The sequence below is a fragment of the Mesorhizobium sp. M0676 genome (assembly GCF_040320535.1).
Lineage (GTDB): Bacteria > Pseudomonadota > Alphaproteobacteria > Rhizobiales > Rhizobiaceae > Mesorhizobium.
Genome location: NZ_JAMYPU010000010.1, coordinates 86,806 through 106,845, shown reverse-complemented (window position 1 = coordinate 106,845; position 20,040 = coordinate 86,806). Strand labels below are relative to the sequence as shown.

The 20,040-nt window shown below is 64.4% G+C and carries 15 protein-coding genes; all 15 read left to right on the top strand.

Features of this window, described 5'->3' with window-relative positions:
• Positions 1–216 precede the first annotated feature (216 nt).
• The 15 genes from ku (at position 217) to NKI35_RS13450 (ending at position 20,040) form a co-directional block, all read left to right on the top strand.
• Positions 217–1,122 (top strand): non-homologous end joining protein Ku, encoded by a 906-nt coding sequence (gene ku, locus NKI35_RS13520; RefSeq protein WP_023685883.1) that lies wholly within the window; start codon positions 217–219, stop codon positions 1,120–1,122.
• Positions 1,119–2,240 carry a tetratricopeptide repeat protein gene (locus tag NKI35_RS13515; protein WP_352740370.1) on the top strand — a complete coding sequence of 374 codons (1,122 nt, stop codon included), beginning with the start codon at positions 1,119–1,121 and terminating at the stop codon, positions 2,238–2,240. Before ku ends, NKI35_RS13515 begins: the two co-directional genes overlap by 4 nt.
• Positions 2,241–2,447: 207 nt before the next feature.
• Complete coding sequence (locus NKI35_RS13510) at positions 2,448–3,101, top strand: alpha/beta hydrolase family protein (protein WP_352740368.1); 654 nt, start codon at positions 2,448–2,450, stop codon at positions 3,099–3,101.
• A 63-nt stretch (positions 3,102–3,164) separates the two neighbouring features.
• Positions 3,165–3,935 (top strand): exodeoxyribonuclease III, encoded by a 771-nt coding sequence (locus NKI35_RS13505; protein WP_352740366.1) that lies wholly within the window; start codon positions 3,165–3,167, stop codon positions 3,933–3,935.
• Positions 3,936–4,041: 106 nt separating this feature from the next.
• On the top strand, positions 4,042–5,652 hold the full coding sequence (locus NKI35_RS13500) for a WD40 repeat domain-containing protein (RefSeq protein WP_352740364.1): 1,611 nt from the start codon (positions 4,042–4,044) through the stop codon (positions 5,650–5,652).
• Between the two features lie 13 nt (positions 5,653–5,665).
• Complete coding sequence (locus tag NKI35_RS13495) at positions 5,666–7,114, top strand: SEL1-like repeat protein (protein WP_352740362.1); 1,449 nt, start codon at positions 5,666–5,668, stop codon at positions 7,112–7,114.
• Positions 7,115–7,346: 232 nt separating this feature from the next.
• Entirely contained in the window at positions 7,347–9,353 is a 2,007-nt protein-coding gene (locus NKI35_RS13490) for an amidase (RefSeq protein WP_352740360.1), read from the top strand.
• Positions 9,354–9,432: 79 nt separating this feature from the next.
• Positions 9,433–9,969 (top strand): isochorismatase family protein, encoded by a 537-nt coding sequence (locus tag NKI35_RS13485; RefSeq protein WP_352740358.1) that lies wholly within the window; start codon positions 9,433–9,435, stop codon positions 9,967–9,969.
• 31 nt (positions 9,970–10,000) lie between these two features.
• Entirely contained in the window at positions 10,001–10,465 is a 465-nt protein-coding gene (locus NKI35_RS13480; protein WP_023715154.1) for a GFA family protein, read from the top strand.
• Positions 10,466–10,729: 264 nt separating this feature from the next.
• Positions 10,730–11,728: a LacI family DNA-binding transcriptional regulator gene (locus tag NKI35_RS13475; protein WP_023735418.1), complete on the top strand. Its 999-nt coding sequence runs from the start codon at positions 10,730–10,732 to the stop codon at positions 11,726–11,728.
• Complete coding sequence (locus NKI35_RS13470) at positions 11,725–13,242, top strand: sugar ABC transporter ATP-binding protein (protein ID WP_352740355.1); 1,518 nt, start codon at positions 11,725–11,727, stop codon at positions 13,240–13,242. Before NKI35_RS13475 ends, NKI35_RS13470 begins: the two co-directional genes overlap by 4 nt.
• Complete coding sequence (locus tag NKI35_RS13465; RefSeq protein WP_023705098.1) at positions 13,242–14,294, top strand: ABC transporter permease; 1,053 nt, start codon at positions 13,242–13,244, stop codon at positions 14,292–14,294. Before NKI35_RS13470 ends, NKI35_RS13465 begins: the two co-directional genes overlap by 1 nt.
• 120 nt (positions 14,295–14,414) lie before the next feature.
• Positions 14,415–15,398, top strand: coding sequence for a substrate-binding domain-containing protein (locus NKI35_RS13460; protein ID WP_023689831.1), 984 nt, complete (start codon positions 14,415–14,417; stop codon positions 15,396–15,398).
• Between the two features lie 302 nt (positions 15,399–15,700).
• Complete coding sequence (locus NKI35_RS13455; RefSeq protein WP_352740353.1) at positions 15,701–18,862, top strand: AAA family ATPase; 3,162 nt, start codon at positions 15,701–15,703, stop codon at positions 18,860–18,862.
• A 23-nt stretch (positions 18,863–18,885) separates the two neighbouring features.
• A complete protein-coding gene (locus tag NKI35_RS13450; protein ID WP_023689834.1) occupies positions 18,886–20,040 on the top strand; it encodes a YcaO-like family protein in 1,155 nt (384 codons plus the stop codon).

The following is a 20,040-nucleotide window of genomic DNA, read 5'->3' as shown; positions in this document are numbered from 1 at the left end:
TTCCTCGCCCCATTTCATGGGGGCGAGGAACCCAAGTCCATCGACGCTTCGGACAATTTGAATTATTCTCGACCTTGGACCTCCAAGGCGACTGGAAGATTTCGCTAGGGATTTGCCTGTATCGTGCGGGGTCGGTGTAGGATTTCCTCGGCGCCAATCGTCCTACGGACGAAAGCGCTGCAGTGTTGTCAGTGCGTGGCCGCGTAGGAGAGTATCATGGCGCCCAGGGCAAGTTGGAAAGGTTACCTCAAGCTCAGCCTCGTCAGCTGTCCGGTCCGGCTCTATCCGGCAACGACGACCAGCGAGCGCATATCGTTCAACCAATTGCACAAGAAGACCCACAACCGCATCAACATGAAGCCGGTCGACCCTGAACTCGGCCTCGTCGAGCGCGCGGACCTGGTCAAGGGTTACGAATACGAGGACAAGCAGTACATCATCATCGATGAGGCCGACCTCGAAGCAGTGCGTATCGAATCCAACCACACGATGAACATCGAGGCCTTCGTCGACGAAGACGAGGTCGACGTCATCTATCAGGATGCGCCGTATTACATGGCCCCGGATGGCGCCATGGCGGAGGAAACTTTTGCCGTGCTGCGCGAAGCCATGCGCAAATCCGGCAAGCTGGCCATTGCCCGCCTTGTCCTGTCCAGCCGCGAGCGCGTGGTGACGATCGGCGCGCGCGAGAACGGCATGTTCGTCTGCACCTTGAGGAACCCGAACGAAGTGCGCGGCACGGCTGAATATTTCGGCAACATCCCGGCCGGCAAGCCGGATCCCGAAATGCTGCAATTGGCCGAAGCGCTGATCAAGCAGAAGGAAACCACCTTCGATCCGAAGAATTATGAGGACCGCTACGAGATCGCGCTGATGACGATGATCCGCGAGAAACTGAAGGGCCATAAGCCGATCATTGCGGCGGCGCCCGAGCGTGGCAATGTCATCAACCTCATGGACGCGTTGAAGGCGAGCCTGTCGCAATCAGCCAAGCCGCCGGCCAAGTCGAAGAGCAAGGCCGACGACGCTGAAAAACCTGCCGCCAAGGGCAAGGCGGGTGCGGCCAAGGAAAACCCGTTGAAGGCCAATCTGCTCAAGGCCGTCGGCAAGAGCAAGGGGTGACGGCGCCGACCGGTATAATCCCGGGCGCCGTCTTCGGCGCCATCGGCGCGCTGGCGGCATTTCCGCTGCGGCTTGCCGCGCGCGAGGTCGAGCGCCGGCACGGCCAATTGCGGCGCGGCGTTACCCGACGCACGACGCATGTCGTGTTCGGGCGCACGCTGCTTGCCAAGGCCGGCTTGGCGAAAGCCGGTGATGCCGAGATCGAACGCCGCGTCGCGGCCGAGCGCGCCGCGGGCCGCACGCTCCTTAGCGAAAATGGCTTCCTGCGCCTGCTCGGTCTGATGAAGGCGCCGGAGGCGTCTTCGCTATCCCGGCAGTCGCTCGTCGACCAGTCAAAACTGTCGGGCGCCGATCTCGACCTGCTCAGCCTCTTCGACGCCTTCGAGCATGATGGCGAACCCTACTCGTTCCGCGATCTGATCCTTGCCCGCAAATATGCCGGGCTGGTCGCCGGCGGCGCATCCTGGGGCGCGATCGCGCGCTCCGTGCATCGCTCCGGTCCGGTCGCCTCGCTCACCGCCAAATCGCTCAATGTCGGCTCGCAGCATGGGAGGCCCGATGCGATCTATCTCGAAGGCGGCCAGAGCGAACTCGACGGCCAGCTGCTGTTCGATCTCGGCAGTGCAGCCGGCGACGACACGCTGGAAGAATTGTTCGCCGAGGCTGAAAGCGCGGAAGAGGAGGGCCGGCAAGACGATGCCGCGGCGCTCTACCAACGCTGCCTCAGCATCGATCCGAGCGACGCCATCGCCGCGTTCAACCGCGCCAATTGCTTGCGTGGCGCCGGTCGCGTGGCCGACGCGGCGCATGATTATGCAAGAGCGATCAAGCTCGATCCGGCGTTCGTCGAGGCCTGGTTCAACCTCGCCGGGCTGATGAGCGACGAAGGCAAGATCGCCTCGGCGCGCCGGCATCTGGTCAAGGCCATCGCGCTCGACAAGAGCTACGCCGATCCGGTGTTCAACCTTGCCCGGCTGGAGTTCGACGCCGGCAATCTGACCGAAGCCCGCCGCCACTGGGTGCGCTATCTCGAACTCGATGCTGACAGCGAATGGGCGCGCACTGCGCAAAAGGGGATACAGTTCGTCGATCTGCAGCTGGCGCGGACGGCGGGGTGAGATGTTGGCGCGCGAGCACCCCCCTCTGGCCTGCCGGCCATCTCCCCCTCAAGGGGGGAGATTGGGTGTCGCCATCGCTTTCGCCAATCACTATCGTCGCGAGGTCCATGAGGCGCTGAAACTGCCAATCTCCCCCCTTGAGGGGGAGATGTCCGGCAGGACAGAGGGGGGAGCGAAGGAACTCGGCCTTTACCGGCAGCGCACCCCATGACCACCTTCCTCTTCGACGGCTTTGACACAGCCCCCCTCACCATCCTGCTGGCCCACGGCGCCGGCGCGTCGATGGATTCGCCTTCGATGACCGCCACGGCCAAGGCGCTGGCCGCGGCCGGCTTCCAGGTCGCGCGCTTTGAATTCCACTATATGGCGGCCCGCCGCTATGGTCAGCGCAAGCCGCCGCCGCGCGCCGAGACGGTCAACCCGGAATACATAAAGGCCATCGCCGATCTGAGAGCCGTGGGCGTCACCGGGCCGCTCATCATCGGCGGCAAGTCGATGGGCGGGCGCGTCGCCTCGATGGTTGCCGACGAGATGTTCGCCAAGGGCGAGATTTCGGGCCTCGTCTGCCTCGGCTATCCCTTTCATCCGCCGGCCAAGCCCGAGCAACTCAGGACAAAACATCTCGCCGACCTCAAGACGCCGACGCTGATCTTCCAGGGCACCCGCGACGAGTTCGGCACGAAAGAAGAGGTCGCGACCTACGGCCTTTCCAAAGCCATCGAGGTGATCTGGCTGGAGGATGGCGACCACGACCTGAAACCGCGCAAGAGCGTGTCGGGGTTTTCGGCGGCGGATCATCTGAAGACGCTGGCAGAGACGGCGAAGGCATGGGCGGCAGGCCTATCGGCTTCGTCATCCTAGGGCGGAGTAAGGAGCGAAGCGACGCGCGCAGACCCTAGCGAGGGGCGCCCTCGGCGTCAGAAAATGAAAATCGCCACCTTCAATATCAACAACGTCAACAGCCGGCTGCAAAACCTGCTGGCGTGGCTGGCGGCAGCCAAGCCCGATGTCGTCTGCCTGCAGGAGCTGAAGGCGCGCGACACGCAGTTTCCGCGCACGGCGCTTGCGGCGGCCGGCTATGGCGCGGTGTGGAAGGGCGAACCGACCTGGAACGGCGTCGCCATACTGGCGCGAGGATCCGAGCCGGTGCTGACCCGTGACGTCCTGCCCGGCGATACCGCCGACAAGCAGAGCCGCTACATCGAGGCGGCCGTGAACGGCATCGTCATCGCTTGTCTCTACGCGCCCAATGGTAACCCGCAGCCGGGGCCGAAATTCCAGTACAAGCTGGCCTGGCATGAAAGGCTGGAGGCGCATGCCGCAGAACTCTTCGACACCGGCCTGCCGGTGGCGCTGGTCGGCGACTACAACATCGTGCCCGAGCCGCGCGACATCTACGCCACCCGCTCCTATGACGACAACGCGCTGGTACAGCCGGAAAGCCGGGCGTCGTTCCAGCGTCTGCTCGAGCAGGGCTGGACCGATGCGCTGCGCAAGAAGCATCCGAAGGAAACGCTCTACACATTCTGGGATTATCGCCGCAACCGCTGGCCGCGCGATGCCGGGCTGCGGCTCGACCACATCTTGCTGTCGAAGAAACTGGCGCGCCGCCTCACCGCTGCCGGCATCGACCGCGATGTCAGAGGTGAGGACGGCGCCAGCGACCACGCGCCGGTATGGGTGGAATTGAAGTGAATTTGGCTGCGTGATCGCGCCCACTTTCGTGGGCGCAGTTTTGCGCTATTTGTTTCGCTGCGGCGGCCGCATGATGAGCAAGGTGCGGCACCGGAGGGGGAGTCCGATGGACAGGTTGGCCGAAAGGCTGTTTGCGCTTCCGCTGCTGGCGGCCGCTGTGGCTTGTCTGGTGCGGGCGTATCTCCTGCTCGGCGACAGAGATTTCAGCTGGAGCGGGATCGATCACATGCTGCACGGCCCGGCCACGCTGCGACCGGTGGTGTTCCTGACCGTCGGCGGGCTTTGCCTGCTTGGCGCCCTGTTGTTCTGGGCCGGACTGCTGCCGGGTCGGCGAAGCCAGCCTGCTGGAACGCCGCTTTTTGGCCGCGACGCCGAGATGGAATCCAAGGGTCGCCCGGGCTGGCGGCGCGCCTTCCTCATGTTGCCGGTGCTCGCCGTGTTGGCGCTGCTGGCCGACCACTTCCCTTGGGCGCGTGACGCCGGCCCGGGCGCTGAGGTCGTCGCCCCGAGGGAGCCCAAAGCCGAGCCGAAGGGCCAGGATATCGCCGGCGTCCCACCGGACCTGGCGACGCCGGCGGTTCCACCGAGTTCGCCGCCGCTCGCCACGCCTCCCGAGCCAACCCCGCCTGAGCAGGCTGCCAAACCGCCGGAGCCGGCGCAGCCTACGCCTCCGGCTGCTCCCCCTCGGCCGCCACAAGTCGCAGTCGCTCCGGCGACACCGCCACCGGAGACTGCTCCACCGCCGGCTCCGGCGACACCGCCACCGCAAACCGTCGCGCCGTTGCCGCCGCCTCCGCCGGCGCTGCCGACCGAGCCCGACGGCCATCGCGACGCCGTCGTCTGGCTCGCCGTCTCGGCCGATGGCCGCGACATCATGAGCGCCAGCACCGACCATATGATCAAGCTCTGGGACATCGCCGGCAAGCGGCTGATCCGCAACCTTGGTGAACACAAGGACATGGCGCGCACGGCGCTGTTCATGCCCGACGGCGCAACCGCGCTGACCGCCGGCGACGATGGCGAGATCGTGCTGCGAAAGCTTGCCGACAGCGCGGTGCTGCATGTCTTCTCGTCGGGCGCGAATGGCGGCGTGCGCAAGCTGGCGATCAGCCCGGACGGCAAGCGCGCCGTCAGTGGCCACGACACCGGCAACGTCATCGTCTGGGATCTCGTCAACAAATCGGTGCTGCATGTGATGACCGGACATGACTGGCCGATCAGCACGGTCGCAATCTCGCCCGACGGCACGCGCGCGCTCAGCGGCTCCATCGACGGCACGCTGAAATTCTGGGACGTCGAAAGCGGCAAGCAATTGCGAAGCTGGCACGGCCACGAGCAGGGCACTTACGGCGCTGTCTTCACCGCCGACGGCCATCATGTCGTCGCCGGCAGCGGCGACTACACGATCAAGCTCTGGGACCTCGACACGTTTAGGGAATTGCGCCGCTTCGAGGGCCACGAAGGCACAGTCTATACGCTGGCGCTGTCGGCCGACGGCAAGCGCCTGGCCTCCGGCTCGCTCGACGGCACGGCGCGGCTGTGGGATCTCGGCACTGGAGACCAGATCGCCATGTTCGACAGCCGCACCGGCCCGATCTACGCCGTTGCCTTCGCCACCGACGGCACACTGGTCACCGGCGGCGACGATCGCACCATCAGGAATTGGCCGGCGGCTGGCGGCGATGGCGAAATCCTGTTCGCCGGCGCACCGCAGTAGCGACATCAAATGCTTGGGTATTCCAGAACAGCCTGGCTTGCGCTATGGATTACTGGTGGCTGCAAATGGATTGGGGCCGGTGAGCAACAACGACTGGGCGCCCAAAGTGGATACACCTGTCTACAGCCCGCCCAAGTCGCGTCGCCGAGGGGTCCTTACCGTCGTTCTGGTGTTGCTGGCGGCTTTTGTGCTGCTCGGTCCTGGCCGAAATTACTATGTGCAGTGGTCAGCCATTAAGAAGATTCAAGCGGCTGTCCTGGCAAAGGATTATCGCGAGCAATTCCATCAGATCTCCGTGCTGGCCGACATGGGAAATGCTGACGCACAGTACAATCTGGGATTATTGTACTGGCGTGGCCAGGGTATTGCCCAAAATGACAGGCAGGCGACCTACTGGTGGGGCAAAGCAGCCGAGCAAGGAAATTCAGATGCGGCATCCTTGCTCGCCCAGGCCTATTCCCATGGCCGAGGTGTCGAAAGAAACGACCAACTGGCGTTAAAATTTGCCACACAGTCGGCCGACAAGAGCAACGCGAATGGTTACTATGCCATCGGCACCCTGTACGCGCAGGGCCAAGGTGTTCCGCAAAGCTATGAGCAAGCTCTCTCCTGGTGGCGCAAGGCAGCCGATGGCGGCAGTACCGAAGCTGCCTACTGCATCGGTCGATCCTATTATCTCGGTGAAGGCGTCGAGAAGGACGATCAGCTCGCCGTGATGTGGGTGCGAAAGGCGGTCGACATGGGTGAGCCGAATGCCCAGTCTTTGTTGGGCACGCTGTATTCGCTTGGTCACGGCGTCGGTCAGGATGACCGCCTGGCCTTCGAATGGTGGATGAAAGCCGCGATCGCCGGTGTGCCGGAAGCGCAATACTCATTAGCAAATGCGTATGAATTGGGAAAAGGCATCGGCAAGGACGACGCCCAGTCGTTCGCTTGGTTGGTCAAGGCGGCGGAACAGGACAATGTCCGGGCGCAGTCTGCGCTGGCCTTTGCCTATGCTACGGGCAAGGGCATTGCCAAAAGTGATGCCGAAGCATCGTCCTGGTGGCTGAAGGCGGCGAGCCAGGGAGACGCCTATGCGCAGGCGAACCTCGGCCTTGCATATTGGACGGGCGCCGGACTGACTCAGAGCGACGCTGATGCCGTTTCGTGGTGGCTCAAGGCCGCAAAGCAGGGGGACGTTTCGTCTGAACTGTACCTGGCTGTTGCCTATGCCCGCGGCAGAGGGATAGCCAAGGATGAAAAATCCGCCGAATTCTGGTTGCTGGAGGCAGCCAAGGCGGGAAATGTCGAAGCAGAACTCAACCTTGGCAAGCTTTATTACACCGGGATCGGCGGCAAGCCGAACTATCCGGAATCTGCCAAGTGGTTTTCCACATCGGCAAGCCACGGAAATGCCGAGGCCAGGACCTTCCTCGAAATGATGAAGGAAAAAGGCCAGTTCGACAGCAAGACGCTGTGAGCTCAGGGTCAGGCAACGCCGATGACGTCGGTGAGGTCGTGTCATATAATGGACATCGGCAGCGGATACCAAAACTGTCTTTCATCAGTCAATTTCGGAGGCCACTTATGCCTGCCGGCCATCTCCCCACTTGGGGGAGATCAGCAGCGTCGCCGTCACGCCTTCCGTTTGAGGCGTGACACTCGTATCGCACGATGCGAAGACTCATTTGCCGCTGCATCTCGAGAATCCCATGCCCCTCCACATCGTCGAAGCCTCGATTGCCGATCTGCGCCATGCCCTCGAAGACGGCACCGTCACCAGCGTCGAGCTGGTGGGCGCTTATCTCAGGCGCATCGCGCATTACGACCGCCATGGCATCGCGCTGAACGCCGTGCCTGTGCTCAATCCCAGAATGTTCGAAGAAGCGGCCGCGTCCGATCTGCGGCGGCGCAATGGTGCTGCGCTCGGGCCGCTCGACGGCATCCCCTACACCGCCAAGGACAGCTATAAGGTGAAGGGCCTGACGGTGGCCGCCGGCTCGCCCGCCTTCGAGCATCTCGTCGCCAACGAGGACGCTTTCACCATTGCCAGGCTGAGGGCCGGTGGTGCTGTGCTGATCGGGCTGACCAACATGCCGCCTATGGCCAATGGCGGCATGCAGCGTGGCGTCTATGGCCGCGCCGAGAGCCCCTACAATGCCGACTATTTGACCGCCGCCTTCGCTTCCGGCTCGTCCAACGGCTCGGGCACGGCCACCGCCGCCAGCTTTGCCGCTTTCGGGCTGGGCGAGGAGACATGGTCTTCCGGCCGCGCGCCGGCGTCCAACAATGCACTTGTCGCCTACACGCCGTCGCGCGGCGTCATTTCGGTCAGGGGCAACTGGCCGCTGGTGCCGACCATGGATGTGGTGGTGCCGCACACGCGCGGCATTGCCGACATGCTGGAGCTGCTCGACGTGATCGTCGCCGACGATACCGAGACGCGCGGCGATTTCTGGCGCGCGCAGCCCTGGGTCTCGATCGCGAAAAGCGCTGCTCTCGGGCCGCCAAGCTACACTACACTCGCCTTGGAGGGCTCGTTGAAAGGCAAACGCCTCGGCGTGCCGAAAATGTATATCGGCCGCGACGGCGGCGCGCCCAAACCCATCGAGACCCGCGCCCCGGTGCTCGACCTCTGGCGGCAGGCGGCGCGTGACCTGGAAAAGCTCGGCGCGGAGGTGGTCGAGGTCGATTTCCCCGTCGTCTCGAACTATGAGCGCGACCGTCCGGGCACAAAAACCATGGTCGAACGCGGGCTGGTGCCGGAAGCCTTTGCAGAGCGCGAAATCTGGGATCTCTGCATCTGGGGCTGGGACGATTTCCTGCGCGCAAATGCCGATCCGGTGGTCCCCGATCTGGCTGCGGTCGACGGCCCAAAGATTTTCCCGCAGCCGCCGGGCGCGCTGCCGGACCGCTATGGCGATGACGGTTTCGATCTGGCGGACTATGTCACACGCGCCAAACAGGGCGTGACGCCATTGCTGGATATTCCAACGCTGGCGGAAGGTCTGAAGGGATTGGAGGCGACGCGGCGCATCGACTTCGAGGACTGGCTGGACGCGAACCGGCTCGACGCCGTCGTGCTGCCGGCGGTCGCCGATGTCGGCCCGGCCGATGCCGACGTCAACGAGACCTCTGCAGCAATCGCCTGGCGCAACGGCACCTGGGTTGCCAACGGCAATCTGGTGTGGCGTCATCTCGGCATTCCGACCGTCACCGTGCCTATGGGAACGATGGCCGATATCGGCATGCCGGTCGGGCTGACCTTTGCGGGCAAGGCCTATGATGATGCGGAGTTGCTGCGGCTCGCCGGCGATTACGAGCGCGCCACCCAACGCCGCACCAGCCCGCCGCGCACGCCGGAATTGCCGGACGATGTGTTTGCGGGGCGGCCTGGTGGATTGCGGGCCAGCGATGCGCCGGCGCCGAGGCTTACGCTTGTTGCCGAGACGACGCGGCGAGGAGACCAGGCCGAGATCGCCGTGACGGTTGAACTCGATGCGGAGACCGCTGGCGTCAAGGTTCACGTCAATGGCGAACCGGTCGCTCTGCGGCGCAGCGGCACAAGCTTTCACGGTCGCATCCTGGTGCCCGCCGGCGAGCACGAAAGAATGCACAGTGTGTGGCGAGGCGCTTACGGCTCGATCGTTACGGCCGTCATACGGCTGGAGGATGGACGCACGGCTGGTGCTTACGTGGTCGCGGGTGGAATCGGGTGAGGTACATGTAATCTCCCCAAGGGGGAGATCAGCAGCTTCGCCGTCTTGACCCTCCCATCGCCCGCGTTATCTTCTCGCCATGCCAAACCTCGCTCCCCTCATCGTCATCGATCTCCAGACCAACATGTTCGACGGGCGCGTCGAGCCGCAGATCCATGATGCGCCGGGCATAGCCGAGCGTACCCGCTCATTGATCGACTGGGCACGGCGCAGCGGGCGAAAAATCGCGTTCGTGCGGCATGACGGGCCGGCCGGCGATCCGCTGGCGCCGGGCGAGCCGGGTTGGCCGGTATGGCCGGAACTCGGCCAGGCCAAGGACGAGCCGACATTCTCCAAGACCGTCCGCAACGCATTCTCGAATGCCGAGCTTGGCGCCTGGGTGGCCGGGCAGGGGGCCGGCGAAGTCGTGCTCGCCGGAGCGCAAACCGATTTCTGCATCGCCGGCACCGTCAAGGGCGCCCTGGCCGAGGGCCTCGGCGTCACTGTCGTTTCCGATGCGCACTCGACGCTGGACACTGAAGGCGAAACCGCGACCGAGATCATCGCCCGGTACAATGCTGATTTCACCGATGCCGGCGTCACGCTGGTGACGACGAAGGCGCTGACCGGCGACTGAAGCACCGCGCTTCGAAGAGTGGGAGACTGCCGTGCCAACCCTGAAATTGCCGGCCGAAGGCGGATGCCGCTGCGGACGCGTGCGGCTCAAGATTTCCGCAAAGCCGCTTTTGACCATGGCTTGTCATTGCACCGGCTGCCAGACCATGTCGGCCAGCGCCTATTCGCTAAGCGCCGCCATTCGCTCCGACGGCTTCGAGATCACGCTAGGCGAGCCGGTGATCGGCGGGCTGCACGGCGCCTCGAAACATTTCTTCTGCCCACATTGCATGAGCTGGATGTTCACGCGCCCCGAAGGGCTCGACTGGTTCGTCAATCTGCGTCCGACCATGCTCGACGAGCCCGGCTGGTTCACGCCGTTCATCGAGACATGGACCAGCGAGAAGCTGCCCTGGGCGACGACGCCTGCGGTGCACAGTTATGAGGCGCTGCCGGCCTTTGAGGAATATGAGGGGCTGGTGGCGGAGTTTGCTGAAACCGCGAGTCTCCCCACTTGAGGGGGAGATGGCGGCAGGCCAGAGGGGGTCGGTGCGACTGGGCTCGACGTCCTTGCTGCAGATGGAGAGTTGGCGCTTCACGCGCGGCGACCCCCTCTGTCGCCTTCGGCGACATCTCCCCCTCGAGGGGGGAGATAAGCCCCGCTAAAAATTTGCATCGAATCGATTGCGCAAACGTTTCGATGGCCCTAAACTCCCTCAAAATCCGCCATCAGAGCGGACGGGAAACGCATAGGGAGGAGCGCTTGCAGGCGCTTATTTGTCTTGCCGACAATGGCTGAAGTGGCGCGGCGCGCCGGTGTGTCGGTGTCGACCGTCTCGCATGTCGTCAACAACACGCGCTTCGTTTCGCTGGAAAAGGCGAGGCTGATCAACGACGCCATTGCCGCCATGGGCTACCAGCCCAACGAGCTGGCGCGCTCACTGAAGGCCTCGACCACCAACAGCGTCGGCCTGGCGATCTCGGCGATCTCCAACCCTTATTTCACCGACATCATCTGCGCGGTCGAGGCCGAATGCGCGCGGCTCGGGCTGATGGTCTTCCTGTCGGACACCCAGGAAGATCCCGACCGCGAGCTGCAGGTGGTGCGCGCTTTCCATCAGCGCCGCGTCGACGGCGTCATCCTGGCCCCGTCGGGCTCGCCGCAGCGCGCCATCGATTACCTCGCCGACAAGAAGATGCCATGCGTTCTGATCGACCGTTTCGCCGACGAGCGCTTCGATCAGATCGGCGTCGAGAACGAAACGTCGATGCGCGCGCTGATCGACCATGTCGCCTCCTTCGGCCACAAGCGCATCGGCTATATCGCCGGACAGCCCGGCCTGACGACGACGCGCGAGCGCATCGAGGCGTTCCAGGCTTCGCTCGCCGCCAATGGACTTGAAAGCGTGCCGCACTATCTCTCGGCCGAGAATGTCGACACGGCGGCGGCGACCGCATCCACCCACGCCATCCTGTCGCTGCCGTCGCCACCAACCGCACTGGTCACCGGCAACAACATGACGACGATCGGAGCCGTCCGCGCCATCCGCGAAAAAGGCCTCACCATTCCGGGCGATCTGTCGCTGGCCGGCTTCGACGATTTCGAATGGGCCGATTGTTTCGAACCGCGCCTGACGCTGGTCGCGCAGCCCTGCACCGAGATAGGCAGGCAGGCGGCAGCCCTGCTCAGCGCCCGCATCGCGGCGACCGGTTCAGAGCCACGTTCGGTGCGGCTGCAGGCGACGCTGCGGGCGCGCGCCTCCTGCGGGAGGCCGAAATGAAGGCGCCGCTTCTGGTGATGACGGGCGCCGTCAAACGCTTCGGCGGCGTGCAGGCGCTGCGCGGCGTCGACTTCGACCTCAAGGCGGGCGAGATCCATGCGCTGCTCGGCGAAAACGGCGCCGGCAAGTCGACGCTGATGAACCTTCTGTCGGGCGTCTACACGCCGGACGAAGGCATGATCGAGATCGACGGCAGACCCGTGCGCTTCAACAACCCGCGCGAGGCGCAAGCGGCGGGCATCGCCACCATCTTCCAGGAGCTCGACCTGGTGCCGTCGCTGGATGTCGCGGCCAATCTTTTCCTCGGCCGCGAACTGATGCTTCCGGGCGGCTTCCTCGACGTGCCGGCAATGCGCCGTGAGGCGAAGAAGCGGCTGGAGGCGATCGAGATCGCCATCGATCCGTCCGCCATGGTGGCGGACCTGTCGATCGGCCAGCGCCAGGTGGTGGCGATTGTCAAGGCGCTGTCCTACGCCTCGCGCGTGCTGATCATGGACGAGCCGACGGCCGCACTTACCGTCGGCGAAGTCGAGCGGCTGTTCGACATCATGAGAAAACTCGCAGCCACCGGCGTCGGCATCGTCTATATCTCGCATCGGCTGGAGGAAGTGCCAGGGATTGCCGACCGGGTGACGGTGATGCGCGACGGCCGCGTCGCCGGCATCACCGAGCCGCACGCGCCGCAGGCCGAGCTGGTGCGCCTGCTGGTCGGACGTCCCCTGGACGAGCTCTATCCGCAGCGCGCCAAAGCGGCGGGCAAGCCGCTGCTCAGCCTGAGGAACGCCAGCTTCAGGCTCGCCCGCGATAGCGCCGGCTGGCAGGCGCCGCAAGGTGTTTCGCTCGATGTCCATGAAGGCGAGATCGTCGGCCTGGCCGGCATTATGGGGGCAGGGCGCACCGAACTGCTCTCCGCGCTATACGGCACCGGCCTGTCCGGCCGCTGGGAGGGCGAGGTCGCCATATCGGGCAAGCCGGTGAAACTGGATTCGATCAGTGCTGCCCGCCGCGCCGGCATCGCCTTCGTCACCGACGATCGCCGGGGCTCGGGCCTGATGCTGCGCATGGCGGTCGGCCTCAATCTGGTGATGTCGGTCATATCCAGAATCTCGCCGAACTGGCTGGTCTCGCCGCGCCGCCAGACCGAGGCGGTGAAGGAATCCTTCGGTCAGTTCGACATCCGGCCGAAGAACCCTGATATCGCCGTCGGCGCACTGTCCGGCGGCAACCAGCAGAAGGTGGTGCTGGCAAAAGAAATCCTCGGCAACCCCCGCCTGTTGCTGCTCGACGAGCCGACGCGCGGCGTCGATGTCGGTGCCAAGGGCGAGATCTACCAGCGGCTCAGGGCACTCGCCGCGCAAGGGCTCGGCATTCTGGTGGCGTCCAGCGAGATGCCGGAACTGATCGGTCTGTGCGACCGCATCGTGGTGCTGCGCCAGGGGCGCAATGTGGCGGAATTTTTGGGCGGCGTCGACGAGCACACGGTGCTGGCCGCGGCTAACGGCAGGGAGGCCTGATGTCTCAGGACAACAACCCAGTGGCAGCGAGCCCGGTGATGGCGGCGCCTCAAAAGCATCGCGACCCGCTGGCGCTCATCGTGCGCTTCCAGAGCCTGATCGGCCTGGTGCTGGTGGCGATCGGCGGCATCATCTTCTCGCCGCGCCGCCACGGCGAAATCCTGTTCCTCAACCCCGACAACATCGCCAACATCGTGCGCGCCGTGTCGGAGACCGGCATCATCGCCATCGGCATGACCTTCGTCATCATCACCGCCGGCATCGACCTCTCCGTCGGCGCGGTGCTTGGCCTGTCCAGCGTCGTCACCGCATCGATGATGATCTCCGGCGGCTTCGGCCTGATCCCCACCATCCTCGCCGTGCTCGCTTTGGGCATCGTCTTCGGCGCCATCCAGGGCACCATCTCGACGCGCTTCCGGCTGGAGCCGTTCATCGTCACGCTGGCTGGCCTGCAGGCCGCGCGCGGGCTGGCGCTGGTCGTCTCCGGCAACCAGTACATCAACATTTCCTACGGCGAAGGGCCGGGCTTGGCGCCGCCGGTGTTCGCCGTGCTGGGCGAGCGGCTGTTCAACAACACCGTGCCGGTGGCAACGCTTGTGTTCGTCGTCTTTGCCGCGATCGCCACCATCGTGCTCAACACCACGCGCTTCGGCCGCTATGTTTTTGCCGTCGGCGGCAATGAGCGCGCCGCGCGCATATCCGGCGTGCCGGTCTCGATGGTGAAGATATCGGTCTATGCCATCACCGGCTTTGCCGCTGCACTCGCAGGCATCGTCCATGCCGGCCAGTTCAATTTCGGCAGCGCCAATGACGGCATGGGCTATGAGCTGACGGCCATCGCCGCCGTGGTCATCGGCGGTACCAGCCTGTTCGGCGGCGCCGGCTCGATGGTCGGCACCGTCGCCGGAACCATCATGCTTGGCGCGCTCGCCAACATCCTGCAGCTCAACAACATCACGCCCGCCATGCAGCTGCTCGCGACCGCCGCGATCATCGTTTTGGCGGCAGTGCTTCAATCCCTCGTTCGCCGCCGCGAGGGGTTGGGTCGTTAGTGCATGTCGCGCAAAAGGTTTTGCGATGACGACATGCACCAACAAAAAAGGAGGAGACGGCAACACGTGAACGTCAAACCAAGGTCTGGCCCCCCGGCCAGACGAGGAGGAGAGTGAGTTATGAAAACGACACTAAGAGGATCGACCCTCAAGGCCGTCCTGCTGGCAGGCGCTGGCCTGTGCATTGCAGGCTCCGCTTACGCCGCCGAGCCGCTGGTGAAAGCCTGCGCCAAGGACGGCCAGTTCGTCATCGGCTTTTCGCAGGCCAACAATGCCGAGCCCTACCGCCAGCACGTCAATGACGAGCTTGAGGCGGCGGCCAAGGAAGTGCCCGGCTTCACGCTGCAGATCGCCGACGGCGCCGGCAACGTCAACACGCAGACCTCGCAGGTCGACAATTTCATCACCCAGAAGGTCGATATCCTTTTGATCTCGCCCTTCGAGGCCGCACCGCTGACGCCGGCGGTGAAGCGCGCCATGGATGCCGGCATCCCGGTCATCGAGCTTGACCGCAAGACGGTCGGCGACCCCGGCAAGGACTACACCGCCTTCATCGGCGGCGACAATTTCAAGATCGCCGAGGAAGCCGGAAAGTACACCGCCAAGACGCTGCTGCCCGATGGCGGCGAGGCGGCGGTGCTGCAAGGCCTGCCGAGCTCGACGCCGGCGGTGGAGCGCCTCAACGGCTTCAAGGAAGGCGTGAAAGGCAACCCGAAGGTCCAGATCGTCGCCGAGCAGGCCGCCGACTGGGTGCCGGACAAGGCGCAAGTCGCCTTCGCCGCCATGCTGCAGGCGCACCCCGACATCAAGGTGCTCTACGCCTCCAACGACATGATGGCCGCCGGCGCGCTGCTCGCCGCCAAGGGGGCGGGCAAGGACGTCAAGATCATCGGCACAGACGGCCTGCCGGGCCCGGCTGGCGGCATCGAGGCGGTGGCCAAGGGCGACTGGGTCGCAACCTTCACCTACCCGACGGGCGCCAAGGAAGCGATCGAGATGTCGAAAAAGATCCTGCTCGATTGCGCGACCGAGGTGGACAAGACGGTGACGGTGGAGACCACCGCGATCACGGCCGAGAATGCCAAGCAGCTGATGGGGAAGTGAGGGGCGGGCAGAGCGCGTCTATTGAGGTGATGCGCAAGGCCCCGAGGGGCCTTGTTGCATTGCGGCAACGTATGGGAACGGCCGCTTCGCGCCTCATCTCGGTCATCGAAGTCATCCCGGCCGCCCGCCAAAAGCGGTCACAGTTGGTGTCAACGCCATGGGGAGTTTGCGCCGTGAGCATTTCTCTCCATAATGATCCCAGCATCGGCTTTTTCCTGCCCTGCCCACCGATCAAGTGTTTTGTGAACAGCATCGCACTTTGCTAATATTGCCGTCACTGTGCTCGGCGAGGAAATCCCAGCATGTCGGAGAAGAGTCCGGTCGCGTTGCCGGCGGCGTCGGTGGCAACAGGTTTTCTGGGCGGCAACGGCAACAATGCGTCGGAAGCCCGGCATGAGCGCCGGATCCTGACCGCGCTCTGCTACGACCTGGTCGGATCGACCGACCTTCTTGGCATCCTGGACATCGAAGAGTTCGAGGAACTGATATCAGCCTTCCAGCGGGTGGCGAGACAGGCGGTCGCGTCGTGCTCGGGTGCCGTAGAGGTCGAGGTCGGCGATGGCGGCGTTGCTTTGTTTCCTGCCGAAATAGACGCCAAGGATGCGGCATCGCTGGCGATCCGGGCCGGGCTCGAAATCATCGACGCCTGCAGGCGCGTCGGTTCGAACCAAGGCCGCGCCGATTTGCATGTCCGGGTCGGAATCGCGACATCGATGACCCTGATCCAGAAGGGTGACGCCGAGACGGGTCGTGACAATGTCACCGGCCCTGCCTTCGCGATGGCCACGCGGCTCCAGGCCATCGCGCAGCCGGATACGGTGTTAGTCTCGGAGGCGACACGCAACCTGGCGCGACGGTCGCATGTGTTCAGCTTTAGGGGCAGCCATACGATCAAGGGTTTTGCCGAGCCGGAGCTGGTCTGGCGCGCGCTGAGTCACAAGCGCGAGGTCGACCGCTTCTTCGCCTTCGGGCGGCTGAGCAGTCCGCTCGTCGATCGCGAGGCCGAACTTGCCACGATCGCCGAAGCATGGGACAGCGCCGTTGCAGGAAACGGCGGCGTGGTGGTGATCGAGGGCGAGGCCGGGATCGGCAAGTCGCGCATTCTTCACGAAGTGCGCCGGCGCACGCGTCACCAGCGCGCGAAACTGCTGCTCTTCCAGTGCACGCCCGGCGGCTTGCGCTCGGCGCTGCATCCGCTGCTACAGAACGTACGCGGCGATTTCGCCGGCAACGAAGGACAGCTGAGCGCTGCCGCTGTGGCAGAAGTATTCCGCGATCATGACGTCCGCGATCCTGAAATCATAGACGTCTTCTCGTTCCTGCTCGGCGCTGCGGGAGCCGATCCGATGCTTAAGGAAATCGACGCCGAGGCGATGCGCGCGAAAGCCAATTGGGCGGTTCGCCACTCGCTCGAAGCCCTGTGCGCCAGCGGACCGATCGTCCTGGTGGTCGAGGACATCCATTGGATCGACCTGACGTCTAGACAATTGTTGGCTGAGCTTGCACAGTCGGCCCGTCACTTCCGGGCGCTTGTCATCGCGACCACGCGCCCTGAATCCGGGAGCTGGCTGGCAGCATCGAATCCAAGGCATATCTCGCTAAAGCCGCTCAACCGCGAGCAAACGCGGCTGGCGATCGCGGCCATGTGGCCGCAAGGCAAGCCTTCAACTTCCCCGGAATTGCTCGACGTGGTGGAACGCGTGACCGGAGGCGTCCCGCTGTTCATCGAAGAAATCTGCCAGTGGATGGCCGAGAACGCGGCCTCGGCAACGGATCGGCTGGCGCAGACCGCGACGCGCAGTCATGCCTCGGTGTTTGAAAGCGTGATCGAGGCCAGGCTCGAAACGCTAGGGCCGGCACGCGAAGTCGCGCGCGCCGCGGCCGTCGCGGGCAATCGTTTCAATCAGGAATTGTTGCGCGCGTTGTTGCCGGAGCTCGACGACGAAATCATCGCAAACGCGCTGGATTCACTGAGCGAGGCCGGGTTCCTGATCCGCGTGCGGCCTTTTGGCGTTCCGGTCTATGGCGTGCGCCATGCGCTTATCCAGGAGACGATCTACAACGCAACGCTGCGCAAGAAACGGCAGGCCTTGCATCGCCACCTGTTTGCCGCGGTGAGCCGCAACCGAAACCTGGCCGGGTGGCTGAGCACCGCCGAGGTCGCCGAGCACGCCGAGCGCGCAGGCCTTATGGAGGACGCGATCGCTCAGTTCGTGATCGCAGGCACGGAAAGCTCGTCGCGCTCGGCAATGGCGGAAGCGAGGCAGATACTCGAGCATGCATTGGCGCTCTGCGAGCACGTTGCGGCAGCCGACAGGCGAGACGCGCTGCGGCTATCGGCCATGATCGTGCTCGGTCCCATCCTGACCGCTGTCGAAGGTCCGAACTCGGGGCCCGCCCGCAAATTGTACGAGGACGGCGTGGTGATAGCCCGGCGGCGGCCGGTGGCCGAGCGGGCCAAGTGGTTCCCGATCTACTGGGGCTGGTGGTTCACGGATACCGTCATGGACGGCGAGCGCGCGGAAGTGGTGCTCAGCGATCTCAGGGATGTCGAGGATGCCGAAGTGCAACTCCAGGCCAGGCATTGCGTGTGGGCAATCGACTTCAATCTTGGCCGCCACGACCGCTGCATCGCGGCAGTCGACGCAGGACTTTCGCTCTATGAGCACGGCCAGGGCAAAGCCAATGCTGCGTTGTTCGGCGGGCATGACGCGAGGGTCTGCGGGCTCGCCCACCGCGCCTTGTCGCTTTGGTTTGTCGGAAAGCCGGCAAGCGCGATCCATTCGATGTCGGAAGCTAGGAGCTGGGCGCAGCAAACCGGACATGCCGGCAGCATCGCACATGCCTATCTCAACGAGGCGATGCTGCATTGCTATCGCCGAGATTTTTCGAGGTTACGAAGCGTGATAGCGGATCTGCGCCACTTGACGGAGCGCCATTATATGCCCGCTCTCGCCGCCGCAGCGCAAATCTTCGAAGGCTGGTGCGACGGCAACGCCGGCCAGGTCGAGAGCGGCAGGGAGAAAATGCGGCAAGGCCTTGGCCTCCATGGCGAGTTCCAGACGCCTGAGGACGAACCGGTCTATTGCGGCATGCTGGCAGAGCTTTTGACACGAACTGCCGAGGTCGATGAGGCGCTCGCGTTGCTGGGCTCGGCTGTGGCGCAGGCCGAGGCCGGCGGCAGCCGCTTCTGGCTGGCAGAGCTCTACAGGCGAAGGGCGGAGCTACTTCTTCTCCAGGGCGATGCGGAGGCGGACGTAATCGCTGCCCTCGAAAAGAGCATCGCCATAGCCGCGGAGCAAAGTGCCGTGCCTTTCCTCGTCAGTACATACGAGACCCTTCAATCATCAGGCCTGTCGCCTGAACTGTCGTCGCGCTATCGCGATCGGGTCGAACGTGCGAAATCCGCTCTCGAGCCGGGCGCCGCGCTGATCGTCAATCCCGAATCGGCCGTTCGGCACTAGCGGGCCCTGCAAGAGCATCCGCGATGCTGGAGCGATATCAACGCCTTGGTCCGCCGCCCGACGAGGCGCTGGCGAGGCTGATGAAGATGCGCGAAGGCCTGGGCATCACGCGGATCGCCGACATCACCGGGCTCGACCAGCTCGGCATCCCGGTCGTGCAGGTGACAAGACCTTTCTCGCTCTCCAACGCGGTCGCGCAAGGCAAGGGCGCCACCCTGGTGCAAGCCGGGATATCGGCCATGCTGGAATCGGCCGAGAGCTTCTTTGCAGAGCAGGTGGCGAATTTCGAACCAGTCGTCGGCTGCGCCGATCAATTGGGCATCCCGCCAGATCGTTTCGAAAGGTATCTCCAAGGGGGCACCGCGCCGGGATGGCGCGGCAGGGAGACCGCGTGGGTAGCCGCAGACAATCTTCTTACCGGCAGCCGCGACCTGGTCCCGTTCGAGCTCGTGCACACCGCCTATGTGTTGCCGTCGCTGCCCCATGACGGCATTTTCGCGGCATCGACGAGCGGTTTGGCAGCAGGCTTCGCGGAGCCGGATGCCATCGTTCATGGCATGCTTGAATGCATCGAACGCGACGCGATCGCCACGGCATACCGGACCCACGGGTTTTTCCACCGTCAACGCATCGATCCCGAGACGATCGATGATCCGTCGCTCCGCGATCTCCTGGAAACTTTGGCGGCCAAGAACGTGCTGGTTGGCCTTTGGCAAGCTTTGTCGCCGTTGGGCATACCGGTGGTGTGGTGCCATCTGCTGGAAGACGAACCGACAGAAACGGTCCTTTTGGATCATCCGGCTGATGGCTCGGCTGCCGGTTTCAGTCCCGCCGGCGCGGCGGTGCACGCCATCTACGAAGCGGCCCAGGCCCGTCTGGCGGCGATCTCGGGCGCGCGCGATGACCTGACGCGCGCGTCCTATCCGAAATACCCCGATCGGCAGGTGATTGCAGCGCATCGCCGGCTCCTCCGCGACGGCCCGCGCAGCGTGGATTTCGGCGCGTTCGCCGAGCAGAAGTTCAACACGGCGTCGGACGGGCTGTCGGTCCTCTTGGCAATTCTCGAAGAGAGAGGGTTCGATGCGGTTCACCTAATCCGGGTGGGAACGAAACCGTTCGACGCCCTGTCGGTTGTCAGGATTGTCATCCCTGCCTTGCAGCCGCTCTTGCAGGGGTAG

Excerpts from the sequence above, each read along its gene's own strand:
- NKI35_RS13505 (WP_352740366.1), top strand. The coding sequence starts at position 3,165 with ATGAAAATCGCCACCTTCAATATCAACAACGTCAACAGCCGGCTGCAA.
- NKI35_RS13465 (WP_023705098.1), top strand. The coding sequence starts at position 13,242 with ATGTCTCAGGACAACAACCCAGTGGCAGCGAGCCCGGTGATGGCGGCG.
- NKI35_RS13485 (WP_352740358.1), top strand. The coding sequence starts at position 9,433 with ATGCCAAACCTCGCTCCCCTCATCGTCATCGATCTCCAGACCAACATG.
- NKI35_RS13470 (WP_352740355.1), top strand. The coding sequence starts at position 11,725 with ATGAAGGCGCCGCTTCTGGTGATGACGGGCGCCGTCAAACGCTTCGGC.
- NKI35_RS13460 (WP_023689831.1), top strand. The coding sequence starts at position 14,415 with ATGAAAACGACACTAAGAGGATCGACCCTCAAGGCCGTCCTGCTGGCA.
- NKI35_RS13450 (WP_023689834.1), top strand. The coding sequence starts at position 18,886 with ATGCTGGAGCGATATCAACGCCTTGGTCCGCCGCCCGACGAGGCGCTG.
- NKI35_RS13490 (WP_352740360.1), top strand. The coding sequence starts at position 7,347 with ATGCCCCTCCACATCGTCGAAGCCTCGATTGCCGATCTGCGCCATGCC.
- NKI35_RS13500 (WP_352740364.1), top strand. The coding sequence starts at position 4,042 with ATGGACAGGTTGGCCGAAAGGCTGTTTGCGCTTCCGCTGCTGGCGGCC.
- NKI35_RS13510 (WP_352740368.1), top strand. The coding sequence starts at position 2,448 with ATGACCACCTTCCTCTTCGACGGCTTTGACACAGCCCCCCTCACCATC.
- NKI35_RS13455 (WP_352740353.1), top strand. The coding sequence starts at position 15,701 with ATGTCGGAGAAGAGTCCGGTCGCGTTGCCGGCGGCGTCGGTGGCAACA.
- ku (WP_023685883.1), top strand. The coding sequence starts at position 217 with ATGGCGCCCAGGGCAAGTTGGAAAGGTTACCTCAAGCTCAGCCTCGTC.